Origin of the sequence: Duganella alba (genome assembly GCF_009674495.1) — a bacterium.
GTDB lineage: Bacteria > Pseudomonadota > Gammaproteobacteria > Burkholderiales > Burkholderiaceae_D > Rugamonas > Rugamonas alba.
Genome location: NZ_WKJN01000005.1, coordinates 247,852 through 267,719, shown reverse-complemented (window position 1 = coordinate 267,719; position 19,868 = coordinate 247,852). Strand labels below are relative to the sequence as shown.

Here is a 19,868-nt window from a genome sequence, read left to right as displayed (position 1 = left end):
AGTCCGCTTGAAGGATATCTTTAAGCCACTACACTGAAATGACTATCTATACATGGGACGAGGCCAAGCGCAAAAGCAACCTGCGCAACCATGGCCTGGATTTCGCAGACGCCGCTGCGGTGATCGAAGACTTCAATTCGGTTACCGTGGAGGACAAACGTTATCACTACGATGAACGACGTTTTCTAACGCTAGGATTTTCGCTTGGTCAAGAAGTTGCTGTGATTTACACGGAGAGGAATAATGGAACACGAATCATCTCATTTAGAAAAGCCAGTCGACGAGAGCGACTTGCCATACTTAGGGCCAACAAGTGAATGGATGAATGTAATGCCCATACCAGAAGACGACATCCTGTTCGACGAGGATTGTCCGCCGCTGGAGTCGGGCGTCTACGCCAATCCTGTGCGCCGTTTTAACGGGCGCATTATTCCACCACGCGAATCGCCACTGGATCCGCTTGATCCGGAACTGCTGGCATTCATGAAGTCGCTCACGCCGCAAGTGCAGATGGAACCGGATATTCTGGGCGGCATGCCGGTATTTCGTAACACGCTCGTGCCCATCAAGCGGATGTTTGATTGCCTGTTGGCCGGCAATTCCCTTGATGACTTCCTTCGCGAGTTTCCGGCCGTGTCACGCGACAGCGCCCACGCGGTGTTGGAAAACGAGGCGACGGTATTTTACGAGGATATCAGCGTGGCGCTGGACTCACTGCGGGCTTGATAATGGTGGTGCGGCCACGCGCCGCGCCGCTTGGGCAGGCGGCGTATCGTTGAGGGGCAGTAGTCCGGCGAGGCGCGCCAGCATGCGTACCAGCGCTGCTTCGCCGACGCGCAGGCCACGGCTGCGCAGTTGCGGCAGTGAGCGGACTGGCTCCGGCGTGATTTGCACGGCGGCGCGCACCAGCAGGCGTTGCAGCCAGCGCATCGGTGCGGGCAGGATGGGAGCTTCGCCCATGACGCGCATGAAGTCAGCCAGGATGTCCGATTCCTCCAGCGTCGGCGCGGTGCGCGTGAGCAGCGACTCCCATTCGGCCCATGAACGCGGCGCGCCGGTGGCGCCGTACAACTTTGAAGACGCCTGCCCTTCGGCGAAGGCGGCGTCCTTTGCTGCGCCCGACAGCCGTTGCGCGTATTGGTGATAGGCCTCGACAAAGCCGAAGGTCGCGGTGGCGTGCACCCAGTCGAGCAGGCGCGGATCGTTGGCCTGGTAGGCGACGCCGCCGGGCGTGACGCCTTCCACATGGCCGTGCATCTTCACCACGCGCGCGATCAGCTTTTCCGCCGCGGAGCGCGGGCCGTAGACGGTCATCATGGCGGCAAAGCCGGTACGGCGCAGGCGCGTTGACGGGTCGCGCTGGAAGCTGCTGTGGTCCCACACGCCGGTGCGCACCGAAGGCTCGGCCAGTTCCAGCAGCACCGCCGTCACGCCGCCAATAAACAATGTCACCGGATTGGCAAACACGCGCCAAGAGACGCCATCCGCCGGCGCCAGCGCAGCCTCTCCGGCCGGCTGACTGAAATCGAATTCCATGCCGGCGGGAGGCCGCATCAGGTCTTCGATTAATTTGAACATCGTCAGCTGGCGGCGGCGATCAGCAGGGCGACGGATTCGGCGGCGATGCCCTCTTCGCGGCCAAGGTAGCCCAGCTTCTCGTTGGTCTTGGCCTTGACGTTGACCTGGCTGATGTCCACGCCCAGGTCTTCCGCGATATTGGCGCGCATCGACTGAATATGCGGCGCCATCTTCGGACGCTGGGCGATGATGGTGCAGTCGATATTGCCGATGCCGTAGCCGGTGGCCACCACGCGCCTGGCCGCTTCCTTCAGCAGCTTGCGCGAATCGGCGCCTTTGAATTCAGGGTCGGTGTCCGGGAAGTGCTTGCCGATGTCGCCCAGCGCGGCGGCGCCGAGGATGGAATCGGTGATCGCGTGCAGCAGCACGTCGGCATCCGAGTGGCCCAGCAGGCCGACGTGGTGCGGGATATCGACGCCGCCGATGATCAGCTTGCGGCCTTCCACCAGTGCGTGGCAATCGTAGCCCTGGCCGATGCGGAATGGGAGTTTGGTCATGTCAGTTTTCCTCGTTGGCCAGGTACATCTCGGCGATGCGGATGTCGGCTGGCAGCGTTACTTTCAAATTGCGTGGATGGCCTTCGACCAGGCGTGGCGACAGGCCGAGCATCTCGACCGCGCTGGCGTCGTCGGTGATGGCGTTGGCGTCCGGCGCGCTGCCCAGCGCGCGCAGCAGCAGCGCGTAGCTGAACATCTGCGGCGTCTGCGCCGACCACAGGCCGTTGCGCGGCACCGTCGCCGCGCTGACGCTGACGCCATCGGCGCCCGGCGCGGCGCGCTTCATGGTGTCCACCACCGGCAGCGCCAGCAGGCCGCCGGCCGGGTCGTCGCCGACGCCGTCGATCAGTTTCGCGATCAAGCTTGGCGTCAGGCCCGGACGCGCGGCATCGTGCACCATCACCAGATCGTGTTCCGCCAGTTGACCGGCCAGCGCGCGCAGGCCGTTCAGCACCGAGTCCATGCGGGTGGCGCCGCCGACGCGCAGCACGGTCACGCCATCAAGCTCAGGCGGCAGCACCGAGTCGATCACGCCGTCATCGGGACTGACGACGACATAGGTATGCGCCACCAGATCGCTGGCGCGGAAGGCGTCCACCGCGTGGCGCAGCATCGGCTTGCCGCCGACGGCCAGGTATTGTTTCGGTCCATTCGCCGCCATGCGCGCGCCGACGCCGGCGGCGGGCAGCAGCGCAAAGTAGCGAGCTTGTTGGTTCGTTGCTGTCATAAGTCTTTTCATTTACGGCGGCGATTCACGATCGCCGCAATCTCGCCATTGCACGCCTTGCCCAGGCGCGCGTATTCTTCCGGCGAATCGATCTTCGCCTGCTCTATCTTGCCCTTGTCGAATTCCGCCTGGATGAACGGGAACCAGGTGCCGTTCACTTCATGCTCCAGCGCCGACATGGCGGTGCCGGATGGCGCATACATCGGCTGCCCGGCAAAGCGTTTGTTCAGCGCCGCAGCCACCACCTTTTCCACGCGCGCCAGATTGTCCATATAGGCCTTCAGGTGGCGCTGTTCGTGCGTCAGGATCTCCTTGTAGCCACAGCTGCCCGGCACGAATTCGTTGCCGACGTAGATCAGCACCGGCGAATAATTCAGCTTGATCTCCAGCTTGGGCGCGACGCATTCGTAGCCGCTGGCGGCATCCTGCAGAATCGGCCCGCCCAGCGTGGCGCGATAGACGCCCTGGGTGACGGTCAGCCCCAGCGTCTGCATGTGGTTGTTCATGCTGCCGGTGCGCGCGGTCAGCGCGCGGTACGGCAGCTGATTATTGATCGTGAAGCCGTTCTGCTGCGACGACAGCACCGACACCGTTTTGCTGATCGTATCCTCACAGCGGATCTGGAATGGCGTGCGCTGCGCCGCCTGCGCGCCGGTGGCGGCAAGCAGCAGCGCGAACGCCATCCAGGGTTTCATAGCTTCCAGTCGCCCGCGCGCAGCTTGTCCAGCCAGAACACGCCGATGATGGTCTTGACGTCGGTGATCTTGCCTTCGCGGACCCACTGCAGCAGTTCGTCGATGGTGGCGGTGAAGGTTTCGAGGAATTCGCCTTCATCCAGTTTGGCCTTGCCGGCCTTCAGGCCGCGCGCCAGGTACAGGTCCAGGTGTTCGTCCGAATAGGCGATGGCGTTGTGGATTCTGGTGACGAACTGCCACTCGCCGCCGTTGTAGCCGGTTTCCTCTTCCAGCTCGCGCCGGGCGGCCAGCAGCGGATCTTCGCCCTTGTCGATTTTCCCGGCCGGGAATTCAATGAACACGTCGTGCAGCGGATAACGGTATTGGCGCTCCATCAGCACCGTGCCGTCGTCCAGCAGCGGCAGAATCACCACGGCACCGGGGTGCAGGATGTATTCGCGCCTGGTGCGCTTGCCGTCGGGGAGTTCGATGATGTCGCGCTGGACTTTGAGGAAGTGGCCTTCGTAGACCAGCTCTCCGTCGATGCGGGTTTCTTTGAGGTTGTCCATCCCTGCTCCACTAACGTTGAAGAACGATAGTGTATCAGCCGTGAGGCTTGCGCAGGTAACGGACGATGAATCCCGGGAATCCGAGAACGACAAACAGGCAGGCGGAGATCGCGTAGAACTCCCAGGTCTGCGGGAAGCGGGTGCCGATGTTGGCTTCGAGGGCGAAGCCCAGCGCGCCAACGACAAGGTACAGCGCGGTCATTTCCAGCAGCCGGATGAACAGCGGCTTGCGCTGCCATCTGGCGCCGACCACGGCGAACAGCTTGTCGTTGAAGAACGGCAGGTTGGCGGCCGCGAGTGCAACCGCGATCACCAACCAGCCGGCGATGGAGGTATCCATCAGGTCGCCAGGGTCGCTTTGATGGCGGCCAGGCAGATCGCCAGCAGCGAACCAGGCATCACGCCCAGCAGCACGATGGCGACGCCGTTCAGGCTCAGGACCGCCTTGGTGTCGAAGTTGGCGACGATCGGTGCGGTGTCCACCGGCTCATCGAACCACATGGTCTTGATGACGCGCAGGTAGTAGAACGCGCCGATCAGCGAGAACATGACAGCGAAGATGGTCAGCCACAGCTGGCCGGTCGCCAGCACCGAGTTCAGCACGGCGAACTTGGCGGCAAAGCCCATCATCGGCGGCACGCCGGCCAGCGAGAACAGCAGGATGGTCATCACCAGCGCGAACCAGCCGTTACGCTTGCTCAGGCCCTTGAAGTCGGCCAGGTTGTCGGCGTCGAAACCGGCGCGCGACAGCAGCATCAGCGTGCCGAAGGTGCCGACGGTGGTCAGCACGTAGGTGATCACGTAGTACATCGCCGAGCTGTAGGCGGCGTCGCGGCCCGTCACGTCGGTGGTGCCGGCCACGCCAGCCAGCAGGCCCAGCAGCACGAAGCCGATTTGCGCGATGGTCGAGTACGCCAGCATACGTTTCAGGTTGGTCTGCGCGATCGCGGTCAGGTTACCCACGGCCAGCGACAGCACGGCCAGCACCATCAGCATCTGCTGCCAGTCGAACGCCATCGGCATCAGGCCTTCCACCAGCAGGCGGATGCAGATGGCGAAGGTGGCGATCTTCGGCGCGCCGCCCAGCAGCAGGGTCACTGCCGTTGGCGAACCGTCGTAGACGTCCGGCACCCACATGTGGAACGGCACGGCGCCCAGTTTGAAGGCCAGGCCGGCAACCAGGAACACCAGGCCGAAGATCAGGATGGTCTTGTTGATGGTGCCGCTGCCCGCTGCCGCCGAGATGCCGGCGATGTCCAGCGTGCCGGTGGCGCCATACAGCATCGACATGCCGTACAGCAGGAAGCCCGACGCCAGCGCGCCCAGGATGAAGTACTTCATGGCCGCTTCGGTGGCGCGCACGTTGTCGCGGCGGATCGCCACCAGTGCGTACAGCGACAGCGACATCAGCTCGACGCCCAGGTAGATCGACAGCAGGTTGGAACCCGAGATCATCACCATCTGGCCCAGCAGCGCGAACAGCGCCAGGACGTAGAACTCGCCGCCCAGGTTACCGCTCAACATCTCGCGGTCGGCCGCGTACTGGCGCGAATACACCAGCGTCATGCCGACGGTCAGGTAGGTGAACAGCTTGAGCAGGTTGGACATCGGATCGGAGACGAACATACCGTGGAAGGTATAGGCCGTCGCGCCCGAGGAGAAGTCGCAGTAGCTGATGCCGGCCAGCACCACCAGCATCAGCAGGGACAGCACATAGGTGAACGAACGCTGCGCCTTGGACAGGAACATGTCGATCAGCAGGATGGCCGAAGCGCCGATCAGCAACGCGATCTCGGCATACGCCGGGACCAGGTTCACGGCCTCTTGTGGAATAGGTGTAGTCATTTATGCGTTTCCGTTATCTTCTTAAGGCAGCTTGCTGTGTGCGACGTGGGCCAGCAGGTCAGCGACCGAGGTTTGCATCGTGTCGGTGAATGGGGCTGGGTACAGGCCCATGTACAGCGTGGCGACCGCCAGAATGCCCAGCATCAGGAACTCACGGCCGTTCAGGTCAACCAGCTCGGCCACGTGGTGGTTGGTCACTTTGCCGAAGATGACGCGCTTGGCCATCCACAGCGAGTAGGCTGCGCCGAAGATCAGCGCGGTGGCTGCCAGCAGGCCGATCCAGAAGTTGAACTGGGTGGCGCCCAGGATCACCATGAACTCGCCGACGAAACCGGAGGTCGCTGGCAGGCCGCAGTTGGCCATCGAGAACAGGATGAAGAAGGCGGCGAAACGCGGCATCTTGTTGACCACACCACCGTAGTCGGCGATCTGGCGCGAGTGGGCCTGGTCGTACAGCACGCCGATGCACAGGAACATCGCGCCCGACACGAAGCCGTGCGAGATCATCTGCATGATGGCGCCCTGGGTGGCCATTTCATTGAAGACGAAGAAGCCCAGGGTGACGAAGCCCATGTGCGCGATCGACGAGTAGGCGACCAGCTTTTTCATGTCCTTCTGCACCAGCGCGACCAGGCCGATGTAGATCACGGCGATCAGCGACAGCGTGATCACGAAGCCCGACAGGTAGTGCGAGGCGTCCGGGGTGATCGGCAGCGAGAAACGGATGAAGCCGTATGCGCCGAGTTTCAGCATGATCGCGGCCAGCACGGCGGAACCGCCGGTCGGCGCTTCCACGTGGACGTCCGGCAGCCAGGTGTGGACTGGGAACATCGGCACTTTGACGGCAAACGCCATGAAGAAGGCCAGGAAGATGCAGACCTGTTCGGTCATCGTCAGCGGCGCCTTGTGCCACATCAGGATGTCCCAGCTACCGGTCACTTTGTACAGGTAGATGATGGCAACCAGCGTCAGCAGCGAGCCGAAGAAGGTGTACAGGAAGAACTTGAACGAGGCGTAGACGCGGTTGTCGCCGCCCCAGATACCGATGATGATGTACATCGGGATCAGGGTCGCTTCGAAGAAGAAGTAGAACAGCAGGCCGTCCATCGCGCAGAACACGCCGATCATCAGGCCGGACAGGATCAGGAACGCGCCCATGTACTGGGCCACGCGCTTCTGGATCACCTGCCAGGCCGAGATCACGACGATCACGGTGATGAAGGCGGTCAGCGGCACGAACCACAGCGACAGGCCGTCGATGCCCAGCGAGTAGTAGATGTTGAAGCGTTCGATCCACGCCGATTTCTCGACGAACTGCATGCCGTGGGCGGCATTGTTGAAGTTGGTGATCAGCGGGATGGTCGCGACAAAGCTGACCAGGGCGCCGAGCAGCGACAGCACACGCGTAAAGCCCGCGTTGCTGTCACGCCCTACTGCCAGGACGATCATGCCGAAAATAATCGGGAGCCAGATCGCCAGGCTCAGGTACGGAGGTAGTGTAGATATGGTTGACTGCATCATGGTTATCGTTATCTCTTTGCGTATCAGCTAATTAAGCGTGCCAAAACGGCAGGAAGTAGACCAGGAACCCCAGAATGCCGAGGATCATGACGAACGCATAGTGGTAGATGTAACCAGTCTGCGCCAGGCGGGTCAGCGAGGAGAACCAGCCGACTACTTTGGCGCTGCCGTTGACCAGCAGGCCGTCGATCAGGGTCTTGTCGCCAATATTCCACAAGCCATTGCCCAGCAGACGGGCGCCGCCTGCGAACACCACTTCGTTGAACTTGTCCATGTAGTACTTGTTGTCCAGCAGCGTGTGCACTGCCTTGAACTTGGCGAAGAACCATGCCGGTACGCGCGGATTGATCATGTAGCAGTAGTACGAGAACGCCACGCCGGCAATCGCCAGCCACAGCGGCAGCGAGGTCAGCGAGTGGATCGCCATGGCGACCGGGCCGTGGTATTCCTCGCCCAGCACTTCCATCGCCTTGTGGTTCTCGCCGATGAAGATCACGCCTTTGAAGAAGTCGCCGAACAGCATCGGGCCGATGGTCAGCGCGCCGATGATGACCGACGGGATGGCCAGCATGACCAGCGGGAACCAGACCACGAATGGCGATTCGTGCGGTTTCTGGCCCGGGGCCAGACCGTGGTGCGCGTGGTCGTCTTCCTCTTCTTCGTGATGCGCGTCGGAGTCGTGCGCGTGGTGATCGTCATGCGCAGCGGCAGCCGGAGCATGATGGTCGTCATGGCCGTGGGCATGCGCCTGGCCGAAACGCTCTTTACCGTGGAACACCAGGAAGTACATGCGGAACGAGTAGAACGCGGTCACGAACACGCCAGCCAGCACGGCGAACTGGGCGAAGCCCGCGCCGGCGATGTGGGTCTCGGCGACGGCTTCGATGATCGAATCCTTCGAGTAGAAGCCCGAGAAGAACGGCGTACCGATCAGGGCCAGCGAACCCAGCAGCGAGGTGATCCAGGTGATCGGCATGTATTTGCGCAGGCCGCCCATGTTGCGGATGTCCTGGTCGTGGTGCATGCCGATGATGACCGAACCGGCGCCCAGGAACAGCAGTGCCTTGAAGAACGCGTGGGTCATCAGGTGGAACACGGCGACCGAGTAGGCCGACGAACCCAGCGCCACGGTCATGTAACCCAGCTGCGACAGCGTCGAGTAAGCCACCACGCGCTTGATGTCGTTCTGAATGATGCCCAGGAAGCCCATGAACAGCGCGGTGATCGAACCGATGACCAGGATGAAGGACAGCGCGGTGTCCGACAGCTCGAACAGCGGCGACATGCGCGACACCATGAAGATGCCGGCGGTAACCATGGTGGCCGCGTGAATCAGTGCGGAAATCGGGGTCGGGCCTTCCATCGAGTCAGGCAGCCAGACGTGCAGCGGGAACTGCGCCGATTTGCCCATCGCGCCGATGAACAGGCAGATGCAGGCCACGGTCAGCAGCATCCAGTCGGTGCCCGGCAGGTGCAGCAGCGCCAGCGCTTCGCGCTTGGCGAACACTTCCTGGTAGTTCATCGAACCGGCGTAAGCCAGCAGCAGGCCGATGCCCAGGATGAAGCCGAAGTCGCCCACGCGGTTGACCAGGAAGGCCTTCATGTTGGCGAAGATCGCGGTCGGACGGGTGTACCAGAAGCCGATCAGCAGGTAGGACACCAGGCCCACGGCTTCCCAGCCGAAGAACAGTTGCAGGAAGTTGTTCGACATCACCAGCATCAGCATGGAGAAGGTGAACAGCGAGATGTAGGAGAAGAAGCGGTTGTAGCCTTCGTCTTCCGCCATGTAGCCGATGGTGTAGATGTGCACCATCAGCGACACGAAGGTCACCACGCACATCATCATCGCCGACAGCGAATCGATCTGGAAGCCGACTTCCATCTTCATGCCGGCCACGGTCATCCAGTTGTAGATGGTGCCATTGAAGCTGGCGCCATTGACCACATCATTGAGCGTCAGCGCCGAAATGATGAATGCCACCAGCACGCCCAGGATGGTCGCCGCGGTCGCGGTCTTGCGACCGACCACGTTGCCGAAGAATTTAGTTCCCAACAAGCCCGCCACCGCCGCGCCCGCGAGGGGCGCCAGTGGTACGACCAGCAGGAGATTAGGGTTAAGAGTAACCGCCATGATGAACCTTAATCGTTATTTTTCGTGAGGTTAAAATTAGCCCTTGAGGCTGTCCAGGTCTTCTACATTGATGGTGTCCAGATTACGGAACAGCACCACCAGGATCGCGAGGCCGATGGCCGATTCGGCAGCGGCGACGGTCAGGATAAAGAAGACAAAGATCTGCCCTGCCGCATCACCGAGGTAATGCGAGAACGCGATGAAGTTCATATTCACTGCCAGCAGCATCAGTTCGATGGCCATCAGGATGATGATGATGTTCTTGCGATTCAGGAAAATACCGACGATCGAGATCGCGAACAGGATCGCGCCCAGAACGAGGTAGTGAGCCAGGGATAAAGTCATGGTGCCTCCTTAACTTCGGTTTCGGCCTGGCCACGGGTAGTAACCGGCGCGATCTTGACGATCTTCAGGCGGTCGTTACGCTTGACGCGGACGGCGTCGGCTGGGTCGAAGTGTTTGGTGTCTTTGCGCTTGCGCAGGGTCAGCGCCACGGCCGCGATAATCGCGACCAGCAGAATCACCGCGGCGATTTCAAAGCCATAGATGTATTTGGTGTAGATCAGCATGCCCAGTTCCTTGGTGCCGCCGATGTTGCCGGCCGCGACGGCCTGCTGGTCGAACGACAGGAACGAGCGCCACAGCACGGCGGCCATTTCCAGCACGATGATCACGCCGACGAAGGAAGCGACCGGGAGGTAGCCCCAGAAGTTTTCGCGCAGCTTTTCGGTGTCGATGTCGAGCATCATGACCACGAACAGGAACAGCACCATGACGGCGCCGACGTAGACCAGCACCAGCACGATCGCCAGGAACTCGGCTTCGAGCAGCATCCAGATGCCGGCGGCGTTGAAGAACGCCAGCACCAGGAACAGTGCCGCGTGCACCGGATTGCGGGCCGTGATAACGCGCGTCGCAGCCAATATCATGATGGCGGCGAAGACGTAGAACAAAGCAGTTTTAAATTCCATAACTAACCCAAGAGACGTACAGTTTATTGATCACATCGCTGATGCGGGCCGCGCCGGAGCTTGGCCCGCCTGGGTCAGCGATAAGGAGCGTCCGCTGCGCGGGCTGCGGCGATATCGTTTTCGTAACGGTCGCCTACGGCCAGCAGCATCTCTTTCGTGTAGTACAGATCGCCGCGTTTCTCGCCGTGGTATTCCAGCACGTGCGTCTCGACGATCGAATCAACCGGGCACGACTCTTCGCAGAAGCCGCAGAAGATGCACTTGGTCAGGTCGATGTCGTAACGGGTGGTACGGCGCGAGCCGTCCGCACGCTGCTCGGATTCGATGGTGATCGCCATCGCCGGGCACACTGCTTCGCACAGTTTGCAGGCGATGCAGCGCTCTTCCCCGTTCGGGTAGCGGCGCAGCGCGTGCAGGCCACGGAAGCGCGGCGACATCGGCGTCTTCTCTTCCGGGTACTGCACGGTGATCTTGCGCGAGAACATGTACTTGCCCGTCAGCGCCATCCCTTTGATCAGTTCGGTCAGCATGAAGCTGCCGATGAAGTCTTTTAATCGTTCCATGATTTTCTTGTCCTTACTTCCAGTTACTTCCAGATATTCCAGGAGGTCTGCATCCAGCCAGCCACGAACACCAGATACACCAGCGTCAGCGGGATGAACACTTTCCAGCCCAGGCGCATGATCTGGTCATAACGGTAGCGCGGGAAAGTACCACGCACCCAGATGAAGACCGACACCAGGAAGAATGCCTTGACGAACAGCCAGAAGAAGCCACCGAAACCGCCCCAGAATTCGAGGAAGGCAAACGGCGCCGACCAGCCGCCCAGGAACATGATGGAACCCAGCGTCGCGATCAGGATCATGTTGGCGTATTCGGCCAGCATGAACATGGCGTAGGCCATGCCCGAGTATTCAACCATGTGACCGGCAACGATCTCCGACTCGCCCTCGACCACGTCGAACGGGTGGCGGTTGCACTCGGCCAGGCCGGACGTCAGGTAGACCACGAACAGCGGCAGCAGCGGCAGCCAGTTCCACGACAGGAAGTTCAGGCCGTGCTCGACCATCATGCCCTTCTGTTGACCCAGCACGATGTCGCCGAAGTTCAGCGAACCGGACACCATCAGCACGACCACCAGCACGAAGCCCATCGGGATTTCATAGGAGATCATCTGCGCCGAGGCGCGCATCGCGCCCATGAACGAGTACTTCGAGTTCGACGCCCAGCCGGCGATGATGATGCCGTAGACTTCCATCGAGGTGATCGCCATCAGCAGCAGCAGGCCGGCGTTGACGTTGGCCAGCACCGCTTCGGGACCGAAGGGCACCACCGCCCAGCACGCCAGTGCCGGCATGATGGTCATGATCGGACCAATGACGAACAGGCCCGGGTTGGCCTTGGCCGGGGTGATGATTTCCTTGAACAGCAGTTTCAGCGCATCGGCGATCGGCTGCAGCAGACCCATCGGACCGACGCGGTTCGGGCCGACGCGGATCTGGATCCAGCCGATGAACTTGCGTTCCCACAGGGTCAGGTAAGCAACCAGACCCATCAGTGGCAACAGCACGACGATGATGCGGATCAGCGCCCAGATCAGCGGCCAGGCCGGAGCCAGCACGCTGTTCGCGCCGAGCGAATTGATGGTAGTGACGAATTCAGGCAGAGCCATTATTTACCCTCTCCTGCTTTTTCTACGGTGATGGAACCGAACATGCTGCCCAGGGCGGCGGTCGACGCGTGCGCGGCGGCCACGCGCACGGCGTTGGCAGGCAGTTTGGCGTCGACAGTGGCGACCAGGATCGCGCTGCCGGAACCCTGGCTGACCTTGACGCGGTCGCCTTCGGCCACGCCCAGCTGCTGCGCCAGCGCGGTGGACAGGTGCGCTTTCGGCGCGGCGCTGTCGCCCATCTTCTGCAGCGACTCGGCACGGCGCACGATGGCGTCGGCAAAGTAGATCGGCACATCGGCGATACGTTCGGTACCGGTGGCGGTGGCGGTCGAAGCGGCCAGCGCCACTTTCGATACGTTGTTCAGCTTGGCCGAGACGTCGAACACGCCGGCGCCCAGCACTTCGTCGCGCACCGCTTCCGAGGTGTCGTAGTCGAAGCCGGTCAGGCCCAGGATGTTGCCCAGAACGCGCAGCACTTTCCATGCAGGGCGGGTTTCCAGCAGCGGCTTGACGGTGGCGTTGAAGCTTTGCGCGCGGCCTTCGGCGTTGACGAAGGTGCCCGAGGTTTCGCTGAATGGCGAGACCGGCAGCAGCACGTCGGCGTAGTCCATGCCATGCTTGAACGGCGACAGCACCACCACCATTTCGGCCTTGTTCAGGGCGGCGATGGCGGCTTGCGGGTTGTGCGCGTCCAGTTCCGGTTCGGCGTTCAGCAGCACGTAGGCCGATTTGGCTTCGGTGAACACTGGCGCCTTGCCGCTGTTGGCGTTGGCGATGTAGGCGCCGACGGTGTTGGCGGCTTCGGTCAGGTAGCCCAGCTTGGCGCCGGTCTGTTCGGCGATCCACTGCGCGGCGGCGTGCAGCGCGGCAGCTTGCGGGTGCTGGGTTGCAGCGTTACCCAGGAACACGCCCTTGTTCTCGCCCGAGATCAGCGAAGCGGCGATCGCGGCGGCGGCGTCCGACGCCTGTACGCCTTCGAAGCCGGCCGGAGCCGCGACTTCCTTGGCCTTGGCGACAGCCACCACCACTTGCGACAGCGCCGACAGCCACTCCGATGGAGCAACGATCAGTTTGTTGGCGACGTTCATCAGCAGGTCGTCGTCGGTTGCGCTCAGCAGGGACAGCTTGGCGCCGCCCTTCACTGCCGTGCGCAGACGGGTGGCCAGCAGCGGATGGTCCTTGCGCAGGAACGAGCCGATCACGAAGGCGCGGTTCAGCGCGCCGAATTCGGTGATCGACATGCCCAGCCATGGGGTCACGTCCGACGAGAAGTCGGTGTGGCGCAGGCGGGTGTCCACGCTGTCCGAACCCATGCCGCGCACCAGTTTCTGCAGCAGGTGCAGTTCTTCCAGCGTCGAGTGCGGGGTCGCGACCGCGGCCAGCGCGTTGGCGCCGTGTTCGTGACGGATGTTTTTCAGGCCGTGCGCCACGTATTCCAGCGCGGTCTGCCAATCGACCTCTTTCCACTCGCCGCCCTGCTTCAGCATTGGCTGGGTCAGGCGGTCGGTGGTGTCCAGGCCTTCATACGAGAAGCGGTCCTTGTCGGAAATCCAGCACTCGTTGACGGCGTCGTTTTCCAGCGGCAGCACGCGCTTGACCTTGCCGCCCTTGACCTGAACGATCAGGTTGGCGCCCAGGCCGTCGTGCGGCGAGACCGATTTGCGGCGCGACAGTTCCCAGGTACGGGCGCTGTAGCGGAACGGCTTCGACGTCAGCGCGCCCACCGGGCACAGGTCGATCATATTGCCGGACATTTCCGAGTTGACGGTCTGGCCGACAAACGCGGTGATTTCCGAGTGTTCGCCGCGGCCGATCATGCCCAGCTCCATCACGCCGGCCACTTCCTGGCCGAAACGCACGCAGCGGGTGCACTGGATGCAACGGGCCATTTCCTGCATCGACACCAGCGGGCCGGCATCTTTCGGAGCAACGACGCGCTTGTCTTCTTCGTAGCGCGATTCGCCCTTGCCGTAGCCGACGGCCAAGTCTTGCAGCTGGCACTCGCCGCCCTGATCGCAGATCGGGCAGTCCAGCGGGTGGTTAATCAGCAGGAACTCCATCACCGACTTCTGTGCCTGTACGGCCTTGTCGGAGTGCGAGTGCACAATCATGCCCGCCGAGACCGGCGTTGCGCATGCTGGCAAAGGCTTGGGCGCCTTTTCCACTTCGACGAGGCACATACGGCAGTTTGCTGCGATCGACAATTTCTTGTGATAGCAGAAGTGCGGAATGTAGGTTCCCAATTTGTTGGCGGCGTCCATCACCATGCTACCAGCAGGGACTTCGACTTTTTTGCCGTCTATTTCGATTTCAACCATGGTGATCGTTACCTGACGCAGCTTAGATATAAGCGGGCACGCAGCATTGCTTGTGCTCGATATGGTGTTCAAATTCTTCGCGGAATTGCTTGATGAACGCACGCATCGGCATGGCCGCCGCGTCGCCCAGCGCGCAAATCGTGCGGCCCTGGATGTTGTCGCAGATCGAGTTCAATACGTCCAGATCCGACTTGCGGCCCTGACCGTTTTCGATACGGTGGATCATGCGATACATCCAGCCCGTACCTTCGCGGCATGGAGTGCACTGGCCGCACGATTCTTCAAAGTAGAAGTACGCCAGACGTTCCATCGCCTTGACCATGCAGCGCGTCTCGTCCATGACGATGACCGCGCCCGAACCCAGCATCGAACCGGCTTTCGCGATCGAATCGTAGTCCAGGTCGGTCTGCATCATGATCTCGCCGCGCACCACTGGCGCGGACGAGCCGCCAGGGATCACAGCCTTGATTTTTTTGCCGCCGCGCATGCCGCCTGCCAGTTCCAGCAGTTTGGCGAACGGCGTGCCCAGTGGCACCTCGTAGTTGCCCGGACGCTCGACGTCGCCCGAGATCGAGAAGATCTTCGAGCCGCCGTTGTTCGGACGGCCGATCGCCAGGTACTTCTCCGGACCCATGTTCAGGATGAACGGCACGGCGGCGAAGGTTTCGGTGTTGTTGATGGTGGTCGGCTTGCCGTACAGGCCGAACGACGCCGGGAACGGCGGCTTGAAGCGCGGCTGGCCTTTTTTGCCTTCCAGCGATTCCAGCAGCGCGGTCTCTTCGCCGCAGATGTAGGCGCCGTAGCCGTGGTGCGCGTGCAGCTGGAAGCTGAACTCGCTGCCGAGGATCTTGTCGCCCAACATGCCGGCGGCGCGCGCCTCTTCCAGCGCTTCTTCAAAGCGGGTGTAGACGTCGAAGATCTCGCCGTGGATGTAGTTGTAGCCGACGGTGATGCCCATCGCGTAGGCGCCGATGGCCATGCCTTCGATCAGCGCGTGCGGGTTGTAGCGCAGGATGTCGCGGTCCTTGAAAGTGCCTGGTTCGCCCTCATCTGAGTTACATACCAGGTACTTCTGGCCAGGGAACTGGCGCGGCATGAAGCTCCATTTCAGCCCGGTAGGGAAACCGGCGCCGCCGCGGCCGCGCAGCGACGACGCTTTGAGGTCGGCGATGATCTGTTCCGGGGTGATCTTCTCTTCGATGATACGGCGCAGGGCGCTGTAGCCGCCGCGCTTGACGTAGTCTTCCAGATGCCAGTTATCGCCGTTCAGGCCGGCCAGGATGACTGGATCGATGTGTCGGTCGTGGAGTGACGTCATTTCTTCAATTCCTCCACCAGGGAGTCGATTTTGTCGTTGGACATGAAGCTGCACATGCGGTGATTGTTCACCAGCAGCACCGGGGCGTCGCCGCAGGCGCCCATGCACTCGCCTTCCATCAGCGTGAACTCGCCGTCCGCCGTGGTGTCACGGTAGTCGATGCCCAGTTTCTGCTTCAGGTGGTGCGCCGCGCGCTCGCCGCCCGACAGGGCGCAAGGCAGGTTGGTGCACACGGTGATCTTGTGCTTGCCGACCGGCTTCAGGTTGTACATATTGTAGAAAGTCGCGACTTCCTGCACGGCGATGGCCGGCATGCGGATGTAGTCGGCCAGTTCCTGCATGGTTTCAGGCGAGATCCAGCCCAGTTCGACCTGGGCGTGCGCCAGCGCGGCCATCACGGCCGACTGACGCTGATCGTCTGGGTACTTGGCCAGCTCGCGATCGATTTTTTTGTAGCACTGCTCAGATAACAACATACTTATGCCTCTCGCACTTAGCGGTCAATACTGCCGAACACGATGTCCTGCGTACCAATGATGGTGACGGCATCGGCAATCATGTGGCCACGCGCCATTTCATCCAGCGACTGCAAGTGTGCGTAGTCTGGAGCGCGCAGTTTCACGCGGTATGGTTTGTTGGCGCCATCCGACACCAGGTAGACGCCGAACTCGCCTTTCGGATGTTCCACTGCGGAGTAAGCCTCGCCCGGCGGGACGTGGAAGCCTTCAGTGAACAGCTTGAAGTGGTGAATCAGCGATTCCATGTTGGTCTTCATGTCCACGCGGCCCGGAGGCGCGACCTTGCGGTTGCTGGTCATGACAGGACCCGGGTTGTTGCGCAGCCATTCGACGCACTGCTTGATGATGCGGTTCGACTGGCGCAGCTCTTCCACGCGCACCAGGTAGCGGTCGTAGCAGTCGCCGTTGGTGCCGATCGGGATGTCGAAGTCCATCAGGTCGTACACTTCGTACGGCTGGTGCTTGCGCAGATCCCACTGGATGCCCGAACCGCGCAGCATGGCGCCGGTGAAGCCCATCGCTTTCGCATCTTCCGGCGACACCACGCCGATGCCGACGGTACGCTGTTTCCAGATACGGTTGTCGGTCAGCAGGGTTTCGTATTCGTCGACATAGGTCGGGAAACGCGCGGTGAACGCTTCGATGAAGTCCAGCATCGAGCCCTGACGATCCTTGTTCAGGTTGTCGATGGCCTTGGCCGAACGGATGATCGACGGCTTGTGCTGCGGCATCGCGTCCGGCAGGTCGCGGTAGACGCCGCCCGGACGGTAGTAGGCCGCGTGCATGCGCGCGCCCGACACCGCTTCGTAGCAGTCGAACAGGTCTTCGCGGTCGCGGAAGCAGTACAGGAACGGGCCCATGGCGCCGACGTCGAGCGCGTGCGCGCCCAGCCACATCAGGTGGTTCAGGATGCGGGTGATCTCGTCGAACATGACGCGGATGTATTGCGCGCGCAGCGGCACTTCGATGCCCATCAGTTTTTCGATGGCCATGACGTAGGCGTGCTCGTTGCACATCATCGACACGTAATCCAGGCGGTCCATGTACGGCACCGACTGCAGGTAGGTCTTCTGCTCGGCCAGCTTCTCGGTGCCGCGGTGCAGCAGGCCGATGTGCGGATCGGCGCGCTGGATCACTTCGCCGTCCAGCTCCAGCACCAGGCGCAACACGCCGTGCGCGGCCGGGTGTTGCGGGCCAAAGTTCAGGGTGTAGTTCTTAATCTCAGCCATTATTTAATCCCGTAGTTTTCTTCGCGGATCACACGCGGCACGTTTTCACGCGGCTCGATGGTGACCGGCTGGTAGACCACGCGCTTCTGCTCAGGGTCGTAGCGCATCTCGACATAGCCCGACACCGGGAAGTCCTTGCGGAACGGGTGGCCGATGAAGCCGTAGTCGGTCAGGATGCGGCGCAGGTCGTTGTGGTTCTCGAACAGGATGCCGTACATGTCGAACGCTTCGCGCTCGTACCAGTTGACCGAACGCCACAGCGGCGTCACGGACGGCAGCAGCGGCATGTCGTCGTCGGCGCAGAACGCGCGCACGCGCACGCGCCAGTTGTGCTGCACCGACAGCAGGTGCACGACAACCGCGAAACGCTGGCCGTCCCAGGCGCCGTCGCCGTAGTTCAGATAGTCCACGCCGCACAGGTCGATCGCCTGATCGAAGCCCAGCGAGGCGTCGTCGCGCAGCGTCTGCATCACGCCGTAGTAGTCGGCGGCCTTCACGGTCAGGGTGATTTCACCCAGTGCGACGACGGTAGTAACGCGTTCGCCCAGGGCAGTGCCGAGGGCGGTTTGGAGTTGTTCCAGATGAGTAGTCATGTGTTTGTAGCGCCCCGTTAGCGTGCGATCGTGTTGGTGCGCTTGATCTTGTTCTGCAACTGCATGATGCCGTACAGCAGGGCTTCAGCGGTTGGCGGACAGCCTGGCACATACACGTCGACCGGCACGATGCGGTCGCAGCCGCGCACCACGGAGTACGAGTAGTGGTAGTAGCCGCCGCCGTTGGCGCAGGAACCCATCGAGATGACCCAGCGCGGCTCCGGCATCTGGTCGTAGACCTTGCGCAGTGCCGGGGCCATCTTGTTGCACAGCGTGCCGGCCACGATCATCACGTCGGATTGACGTGGCGATGGACGGAACACCACGCCGAAGCGGTCCATGTCGTAACGGGCAGCGCCCACGTGCATCATTTCGACCGCGCAGCAGGCCAGACCGAACGTCATCGGGAACATCGAACCCGTGCGCGCCCAGTTGATCAGCTTGTCGGCCGAGGTGGTGATGAAACCTTCGTTTAATACGCCTTCAATAGCCATGGCTTATTCCCAATCAAGGGCACCTTTCTTCCAGATATACCAAAAACCGACCACGAATTCGGCGATGAACACCATCATCGTAACGAAGCCCTGCCAGCCCAGTTCGCGCATGGATACGCCCCACGGGAAGAAGAATGCCGTTTCCAGATCGAACAAAATAAAGAGGATTGCGACGAGGTAGTAACGCACGTCGAATTTCATGCGCGCGTCTTCGAACGCTTCGAAGCCGCATTCATACGGGGACAGCTTGGCTGCGTCGGGCTTTTTCGGGCCCAGGAGATGGCCCAGCACTTGGGGAGCGATACCTACGCCGAGACCGACGAGGATGAACAACAGGACGGGGAGATAATTTTCGAGGTTCACGATTGAAGAGCTTATATTGAACGATCAGGTTAAAGGACACATCGCGCTGTTCTGCGGTGCGCTTAACGTTCGCCCCAATCGTAAAACTGCTCTGACCAGGATCGAACGACACATCCTCGTAAAAAAGCCAGCTTGGTACCACCCTTGCTGGCCTATATTTTCTGGTGCCGACGACGAGACTCGAACTCGTACAGCTTGCGCCACTACCCCCTCAAGATAGCGTGTCTACCAATTTCACCACGTCGGCATAAGGCCGTTATTTTACTTCCTTTTCACGCGGTTGTTAATCCGTATTGCGTCAAAACAAGAAGAAAAACGATAATTCTTTAACTAAATTGATGTACTAAAGTTTTTCGCTACGATACTGCTAAAACAATGTGCAAACAACTTAAAAAATTATCAACTGCGCCTAATTAACTACACAATTATATTACTTTGGGATGGAGTTTGCAGGAGCCGGTGCAGGCGCCGCGGCCGGCGCCGAGGCGGCCGGGGCTGCTGGCGTTGCAGGAATGGCATTGGCCGGGGCTGGCGCGGCAGCGGCCGGCACCTTGTCCATCACGCCGCCGCTGACATTATTGGTCTGGTGGGTGGTGATGTACGACAGGGCCAGCGTGGCGCTGAAGAAGATGGCGGCGGCCACGCCGGTCGACTTCGACATGAAGTTCGACGAGCCGGTGGCGCCGAACAGGCTGCCCGACGCGCCCGAGCCGAAGGCGGCGCCCATGTCGGCGCCCTTACCGTGCTGAAGCAATACCAGACCGATAATCGCGATTGCCGACAAGACCTGCACGATGATAACCAGATTGAACAAGGAGCTCATGTTATTCCATTCCAAATTAAAAGTTTT

The 19,868-nt window shown here is 61.3% G+C and carries 23 protein-coding genes and 1 tRNA gene; 2 read left to right on the top strand and 22 right to left on the bottom strand.

Features of this window, described 5'->3' with window-relative positions; genetic code table 11:
• Positions 1–38 precede the first annotated feature (38 nt).
• Both GJ695_RS07350 and GJ695_RS29805 read left to right on the top strand, forming a co-directional pair.
• Complete coding sequence (locus tag GJ695_RS07350) at positions 39–317, top strand: BrnT family toxin (RefSeq protein WP_154360367.1); 279 nt, start codon at positions 39–41, stop codon at positions 315–317.
• Positions 244–726, top strand: coding sequence for a DUF433 domain-containing protein (locus GJ695_RS29805; protein ID WP_229260144.1), 483 nt, complete (start codon positions 244–246; stop codon positions 724–726). The genes GJ695_RS07350 and GJ695_RS29805 overlap by 74 nt, the downstream gene beginning before the upstream one ends.
• Here GJ695_RS29805 and GJ695_RS07340 read toward each other — a convergent pair.
• The 22 genes from GJ695_RS07340 to secG all read right to left on the bottom strand — a co-directional run bounded on the left by GJ695_RS07340 (position 712) and on the right by secG (position 19,841).
• On the bottom strand, positions 712–1,578 hold the full coding sequence (locus tag GJ695_RS07340; RefSeq protein WP_154363351.1) for an oxygenase MpaB family protein: 867 nt from the start codon (positions 1,576–1,578) through the stop codon (positions 712–714). The genes GJ695_RS29805 and GJ695_RS07340 overlap by 15 nt on opposite strands.
• 2 nt (positions 1,579–1,580) lie before the next feature.
• The gene (gene ispF / locus GJ695_RS07335) at positions 1,581–2,075 is read right to left on the bottom strand and encodes a 2-C-methyl-D-erythritol 2,4-cyclodiphosphate synthase (RefSeq protein ID WP_154363349.1); all 495 of its coding nucleotides are present in this window, start codon (positions 2,073–2,075) and stop codon (positions 1,581–1,583) included.
• A gap of 1 nt (position 2,076) precedes the next feature.
• Positions 2,077–2,802: a 2-C-methyl-D-erythritol 4-phosphate cytidylyltransferase gene (ispD, locus tag GJ695_RS07330; RefSeq protein ID WP_154363347.1), complete on the bottom strand. Its 726-nt coding sequence runs from the start codon at positions 2,800–2,802 to the stop codon at positions 2,077–2,079.
• 8 nt (positions 2,803–2,810) lie between these two features.
• Positions 2,811–3,497, bottom strand: coding sequence for a hypothetical protein (locus GJ695_RS07325; protein ID WP_154363345.1), 687 nt, complete (start codon positions 3,495–3,497; stop codon positions 2,811–2,813).
• A complete protein-coding gene (locus GJ695_RS07320; protein WP_154363343.1) occupies positions 3,494–4,045 on the bottom strand; it encodes an NUDIX domain-containing protein in 552 nt (183 codons plus the stop codon). Before GJ695_RS07320 ends, GJ695_RS07325 begins: the two co-directional genes overlap by 4 nt.
• A 34-nt stretch (positions 4,046–4,079) precedes the next feature.
• Positions 4,080–4,385 carry a DUF2818 family protein gene (locus GJ695_RS07315; protein WP_154363341.1) on the bottom strand — a complete coding sequence of 102 codons (306 nt, stop codon included), beginning with the start codon at positions 4,383–4,385 and terminating at the stop codon, positions 4,080–4,082.
• Entirely contained in the window at positions 4,385–5,890 is a 1,506-nt protein-coding gene (gene nuoN, locus GJ695_RS07310; protein ID WP_154363339.1) for an NADH-quinone oxidoreductase subunit NuoN, read from the bottom strand. Before nuoN ends, GJ695_RS07315 begins: the two co-directional genes overlap by 1 nt.
• A 21-nt stretch (positions 5,891–5,911) precedes the next feature.
• Positions 5,912–7,411 (bottom strand): NADH-quinone oxidoreductase subunit M, encoded by a 1,500-nt coding sequence (locus GJ695_RS07305; RefSeq protein ID WP_154363337.1) that lies wholly within the window; start codon positions 7,409–7,411, stop codon positions 5,912–5,914.
• 31 nt (positions 7,412–7,442) lie between these two features.
• On the bottom strand, positions 7,443–9,542 hold the full coding sequence (gene nuoL / locus GJ695_RS07300) for an NADH-quinone oxidoreductase subunit L (RefSeq protein ID WP_154363335.1): 2,100 nt from the start codon (positions 9,540–9,542) through the stop codon (positions 7,443–7,445).
• A 36-nt stretch (positions 9,543–9,578) separates the two neighbouring features.
• On the bottom strand, positions 9,579–9,887 hold the full coding sequence (gene nuoK / locus GJ695_RS07295) for an NADH-quinone oxidoreductase subunit NuoK (RefSeq protein WP_110848930.1): 309 nt from the start codon (positions 9,885–9,887) through the stop codon (positions 9,579–9,581).
• The gene (locus GJ695_RS07290; RefSeq protein WP_154363333.1) at positions 9,884–10,513 is read right to left on the bottom strand and encodes an NADH-quinone oxidoreductase subunit J; all 630 of its coding nucleotides are present in this window, start codon (positions 10,511–10,513) and stop codon (positions 9,884–9,886) included. The genes nuoK and GJ695_RS07290 overlap by 4 nt, the downstream gene beginning before the upstream one ends.
• 74 nt (positions 10,514–10,587) lie before the next feature.
• Complete coding sequence (gene nuoI / locus GJ695_RS07285; RefSeq protein ID WP_154360378.1) at positions 10,588–11,076, bottom strand: NADH-quinone oxidoreductase subunit NuoI; 489 nt, start codon at positions 11,074–11,076, stop codon at positions 10,588–10,590.
• 23 nt (positions 11,077–11,099) lie between these two features.
• Positions 11,100–12,185 carry an NADH-quinone oxidoreductase subunit NuoH gene (gene nuoH, locus GJ695_RS07280; RefSeq protein ID WP_154363331.1) on the bottom strand — a complete coding sequence of 362 codons (1,086 nt, stop codon included), beginning with the start codon at positions 12,183–12,185 and terminating at the stop codon, positions 11,100–11,102.
• Positions 12,185–14,503 carry an NADH-quinone oxidoreductase subunit NuoG gene (gene nuoG, locus GJ695_RS07275; RefSeq protein ID WP_154363329.1) on the bottom strand — a complete coding sequence of 773 codons (2,319 nt, stop codon included), beginning with the start codon at positions 14,501–14,503 and terminating at the stop codon, positions 12,185–12,187. Before nuoG ends, nuoH begins: the two co-directional genes overlap by 1 nt.
• A gap of 22 nt (positions 14,504–14,525) precedes the next feature.
• Positions 14,526–15,821 carry an NADH-quinone oxidoreductase subunit NuoF gene (gene nuoF, locus GJ695_RS07270; protein WP_154363327.1) on the bottom strand — a complete coding sequence of 432 codons (1,296 nt, stop codon included), beginning with the start codon at positions 15,819–15,821 and terminating at the stop codon, positions 14,526–14,528.
• Positions 15,818–16,297 (bottom strand): NADH-quinone oxidoreductase subunit NuoE, encoded by a 480-nt coding sequence (gene nuoE, locus GJ695_RS07265; RefSeq protein ID WP_154363325.1) that lies wholly within the window; start codon positions 16,295–16,297, stop codon positions 15,818–15,820. Before nuoE ends, nuoF begins: the two co-directional genes overlap by 4 nt.
• A 17-nt stretch (positions 16,298–16,314) precedes the next feature.
• Positions 16,315–17,568 carry an NADH-quinone oxidoreductase subunit D gene (locus tag GJ695_RS07260; protein ID WP_154360382.1) on the bottom strand — a complete coding sequence of 418 codons (1,254 nt, stop codon included), beginning with the start codon at positions 17,566–17,568 and terminating at the stop codon, positions 16,315–16,317.
• Complete coding sequence (locus GJ695_RS07255) at positions 17,568–18,161, bottom strand: NADH-quinone oxidoreductase subunit C (protein WP_154363323.1); 594 nt, start codon at positions 18,159–18,161, stop codon at positions 17,568–17,570. Before GJ695_RS07255 ends, GJ695_RS07260 begins: the two co-directional genes overlap by 1 nt.
• Before the next feature lie 17 nt (positions 18,162–18,178).
• Positions 18,179–18,655, bottom strand: a complete 477-nt coding sequence (locus tag GJ695_RS07250) for a NuoB/complex I 20 kDa subunit family protein (protein WP_008450353.1) — start codon at positions 18,653–18,655, stop codon at positions 18,179–18,181.
• A gap of 3 nt (positions 18,656–18,658) precedes the next feature.
• Positions 18,659–19,018, bottom strand: coding sequence for an NADH-quinone oxidoreductase subunit A (locus GJ695_RS07245; RefSeq protein ID WP_160991434.1), 360 nt, complete (start codon positions 19,016–19,018; stop codon positions 18,659–18,661).
• 162 nt (positions 19,019–19,180) lie between these two features.
• Positions 19,181–19,265: transfer RNA gene (locus GJ695_RS07240), tRNA-Leu, on the bottom strand.
• Between the two features lie 183 nt (positions 19,266–19,448).
• A complete protein-coding gene (secG, locus tag GJ695_RS07235) occupies positions 19,449–19,841 on the bottom strand; it encodes a preprotein translocase subunit SecG (RefSeq protein ID WP_154363321.1) in 393 nt (130 codons plus the stop codon).
• Positions 19,842–19,868: the final 27 nt, after the last annotated feature.